The organism is Drancourtella sp. An12 (assembly GCF_002160935.1).
GTDB lineage: Bacteria > Bacillota > Clostridia > Lachnospirales > Lachnospiraceae > Sellimonas > Sellimonas catena.
In genome coordinates this window covers 1-4487 of the sequence record NZ_NFLO01000038.1, presented here as the reverse complement: position 1 = coordinate 4487, position 4487 = coordinate 1, and the positions used below count along the sequence as shown (strand labels likewise).

Annotated in this window: 3 protein-coding genes; 1 reads left to right on the top strand and 2 read right to left on the bottom strand. The window is 46.6% G+C overall.

What is annotated here, in order from left to right:
* Positions 1 to 179: 179 nt before the first annotated feature.
* Positions 180 to 1634 carry a glycoside hydrolase family 32 protein gene (locus B5E64_RS17605; RefSeq protein WP_087169725.1) on the bottom strand — a complete coding sequence of 485 codons (1455 nt, stop codon included), beginning with the start codon at positions 1632 to 1634 and terminating at the stop codon, positions 180 to 182.
* Between the two features lie 10 nt (positions 1635 to 1644).
* Entirely contained in the window at positions 1645 to 3651 is a 2007-nt protein-coding gene (locus tag B5E64_RS17600; RefSeq protein ID WP_242960304.1) for a PTS transporter subunit IIBCA, read from the bottom strand.
* Here B5E64_RS17600 and B5E64_RS17595 point away from each other — a divergent pair.
* A complete protein-coding gene (locus tag B5E64_RS17595) occupies positions 3610 to 4380 on the top strand; it encodes an AraC family transcriptional regulator (RefSeq protein ID WP_087169726.1) in 771 nt (256 codons plus the stop codon). The two genes, B5E64_RS17600 and B5E64_RS17595, sit on opposite strands and share 42 nt — an antisense overlap.
* Positions 4381 to 4487: the final 107 nt, after the last annotated feature.

The following is a 4487-nucleotide window of genomic DNA, read 5'->3' as shown; positions in this document are numbered from 1 at the left end:
GTGGTTTGCCTCCGGCTTCCTTCAGACCCCACCTCACGGTGACGCCCTTGCCTTTGGCTGCACCCTTCCCACTGCCGGGCGGGTCAGGGACTTTCACCCCTTAGAACGTGTGCCCGCCGGGCGCACACCAAAAAAAGAGAAGCTTCGACTTCTTTTGAAAGTCCTGCTTCTCTTCTTTTTTATTCTTCTGTCTTCCAGATTTCACATGTCCGGCATCCGTTTACCGTAATCATCCGCTCCGGTTTTTCCAGATAGATTCTGGTTGTCATTACCACTTCTCCATCATTTACAAAAATCTCTGCAATCGAATTATCAATCAGCACAAGTGCATGACTGATTTCCGATGCCGTCCGCCCGATCCGTATGGCTCTTCCTCCGCCGCAGGCAGATGGCTCTCCCTTTTTATTTAAGAATGTCATTTGGATGCGGTCTGCTTCCATATGAATCGTCAAACCATTCTCTTCCGTTCCAATCCGGATTTCTGCCGGGATTCCTTCCTGCAATGCAGTTTCGATTTTTACCATCTCTCTTCCAAAACGGCAAAGGGTCCCTTCTTCTCTTTTCCAGGATAGTGTATCGATCTCACGTACCGGCATCTGGTATACCGCTCCGTTTTCTATATGAAGTTCTCTTGGTATCGTCAGGCAGTGCTGCCATCCATTCTGTACAGACAGATTCCGGTGCGTCTCAATGGTATCCGGCACTCCGGCCCATCCGACCAGAATTCTCCGTCCGTTCTCATCCTCGAATGACTGAGGTGCATAAAAGTCAAATCCCAGATCCCATTCCTGAAAGGTTTTTTCCGGAGTTTCACCGTTTGTCAGAATCGAATAGCCGGACTGATACAGATTCTGGAAGCGTTCCGGTTCCGCAGGGAGTCCCTGTGGACAGTAGGAAAGAATTTTCTCTCCATCCAGTTCAAACAGATCCGGACATTCCCACATGTAGCCAAAATTTTCTTCCGGTAGAATCTCATGATCCAGCTTCCATTGTTTCTTATTATCCGAAACATAGACCAGCGCACAGCCGGTATCACGGCGTCTGTCACCATCGAAATCCCGTTTTCTTGCGCCAAGAATCATGTAGTAATGCCCCTGATCTTTCCATACTTTCGGATCCCGGATATGTGCTGTCATGTCTTCCGGATAATCTTTCATTCCAAGAAGAACCGTTTTTTCTGACATATGCTGTCCATCTTTTGAACTTACCAGCAGCTGGCTGGAAATTCTTCCTTCATCAATATAGTCATAGTCACCCGGCAGTTTGACATTTCCGGTATAAAAAAGATACATCGTTCCATCTTCTATCAGTGCTGAACCGGAATACACTCCGCTTCGGTCTTCCGGCCGGTCTGTCGTAAGAACCGGATCCTGATACTGCCAGTGCAGCAGATCCTGACTGGTACAATGCCCCCAGAAACCTCCTCCACCATTCACACTGAGCGGTGAATATTGAAAGTAAGCCTGATAAGTGCCCTGAAACTGACACAGTCCGTTCGGGTCATTCAGCCAGCCGACCGGCGGCATGATATGATACTTCATCCGGAAAGGACAGCTGTTCAGTCTGTCCTTTTGCCGGTTTTCTTCTGCTCTGACTTTATTCACCCAGTTTTCATTTTCTATTTCTTTTCCCATATCGGTTCCTCTACTTCACGATTTCCAAAATCCGGTCACCAACCTGAACCGGTTTGTCTGCTTCTTTCTCAAGACGGCTGTCTGCCACTGGTTCTGTAATGATCAGACTGGTCGTTGTATCATATCCTTCTGTCTTGATCTTTTCCTGATCAAATTCCAGAAGCAGCTCTCCTTTTTTCACGCTTCTTCCCTGCCCGGTATGAAGAGTGAAATACCTTCCTCCGAGATTAACCGTATCAATTCCTACATGAATCAGAATTCCATTTCCTGCTTTTGTGCGAAGTCCCGGCGCATGTTTCGTATCCATAACAATCTCAACATCTGCATCTGCCGGGGCATAAATCGCTCCTTCTTCTGGTGCAATCGCAATTCCATCACCGAGTACTTTCTGGGCAAATGTCTGGTCGTTGACTTCCTCGATTCCGATCAGATCGCCTTTCGTAAATGCACCGATTTCTTCCGGAAGTGCTGCTGTTACTTCCTGAGCCTCTTCTCTGGCTTCGACTGTTTTTACTGTTTCTTTCTGTTCTACTGTCGATACAGATACTGCCTGTACAGCGCTCTTTTTATCAAATCCGATTCCGATCAGGAATGCAAAGAGGAATCCTGCCGCAGGCGCAATCACATGAGCAATGATATAATTGATATATCCATTGTGTGCCGGGTCTGCAAGTGCGATTCCCGGTACTACTGTGGTTCCAAATCCAAGTGCCGCAAGATCTGTAAAATAAACAACTGCGCCTCCGATTGCTCCGCCGATACATCCGCCAATCAGTGGATAACGGTATCTTAAATTCACACCGAACAGTGCCGGCTCTGTAATTCCAAACAGTACAGAAATAAAACTTGGAATACATAATTCTTTTGCTTTTGCATCTTTTAAATTTCTCGCAAGATATTCCAGCACTGCTCCGCCCTGTGCAATGATTGCTACAGACATCAGCGGATTTAAAAAGTTTCTTCCGGTATCCACAAGAAGCTGTGATTCAATCGCGCCAAATACGTGATGAAGACCGGTAATAACGATTAGCTGCTGTACCCCGGAGAATGCCGCGTATCCAATCACTCCAAGGTTCTGGGTCATCCATACAAGTACGCTCGTAATTCCATTTGCAAGTCCTCTTCCTACCGGTCCGATAATCATAAACAGAAGGAAGGAGCTGACAAGTGTTGTCAAAAGTGGTGATACAAGCAGACGGATCACTTCCGGTACTTTCTTCTCAAAGAAAATATCAAGTTTTGCAGTAACAATACCAATCAGCAGCGCGACAATAATACCGCCCTGGAAACCGATCAGGTCAACCGGAAGTCCAAAAATATGGAGTGTAGTTACTTCCACCGTTCCCTGTGCTGCCGCACTGGCATCTGCCAGACTGTTCGTCAGCATGATACAGCCGATTACAATACCCATGATCGGCCTTCCGCCAAACCGTTTGACCGTACTGTACGCAACACACAGAGGCAGGAATCCGAAAATCGCACCGGAGGAAATATTAATCAGCCGTGCAATTCCATAAAGTGTTGCGTTGTCTTCCACAATCTGCAGATTTCCAAGTACACTGGAAAGTCCGGTTAAAAGAGCTGCTGCCAGGATTCCCGGCATGATTTCAATAAATACATCAGAAAGAGCCTTGACTGCTCTCTGCAGTGGATTCATCCTCTTATTTGCTTTTGTTTTCAGATCTCCAAGGCTCATACTGTCCATATGGATAGATTCTGCAAGCACCTGGCATACATCATTTACCAGCCCTGCTCCAAAAATGATCTGAAGCTGATCCCCTGCCACAAACACACCTTTTACCAGATCCACATCTTCAATCGCCTTGATATCTGCCTTATCATTATCTTCCAGAACAAGTCTCAGACGTGTCGCACAGTGGGCAATCCCTAAAATATTGTTTCGTCCGCCCGAAAGTCTGACAAGTTCGGATGATATGTTTTCATATCGTTGTCTTTTTCCCGCAATCTCGACGCCATGATCTATACCTGCGGTTTTGAAACCTGTGTGCCGTCCCACAGTTATGGCCCTGTTGTGCGCAGCGGCTATCTGATTCATTATATTTTAAAAGGAAAAGGCATTTATAAAACAGACGGACATCTTTACCATCTTTCCGAGGGAGATGCCTTTCTGATCCGTCCCAATACGCTGATTTACTATGAAGCGGATAAGTACGATCCATGGACCTATACCTGGATTGGTTTCCAGGGTATCAAGATCGAAGAGTATCTGAAACGAACCTCTCTTCTGGAAACGCCTTATTGCCACTACGGAAAGGACGACCGTGTCAGACTGTGCCACGAAAAAATGTTTGAAGCGTACCAGCTTCCGGAAAACCGCGACCTCATGATGAACAGCATCCTTTATGAATATCTTTACCTCCTGGCGAGTAAATTCCCACGGGCATACATCCCGCCGAAAGAAAAAAAGATCTCTTATGTGGAGGAGGCACTGCGCTATATTGAGAATAATTACGCCCATCCTGTCAATATTCAGGTCATCGCCGACCATCTGAATATTGAACGCACTTATCTTTACCGCCTGTTCAAAGATATCACCGGCAGTTCTCCTCAGGAATATCTGCTTGACTACCGGATCCGGCAAGCCTGCACACTGTTAAAAGATACCGACCTTATAATCAACGATATTGCCAGATCTGTCGGATATGATGATGCGCTCTACTTTTCCCGTCTCTTCAAACAGAAAAAGGGCCGTACCCCGACCCAATATCGGATAGGGGAGATTTGACCCTCCCCTTCCACACCACGTAGCGTACCGTTCGGTACTACGCGGTTCAATAGTTTACACGTACTTTCAGATAGTGGGCAGTCATGGATGGATATCCAAGTCTGTCC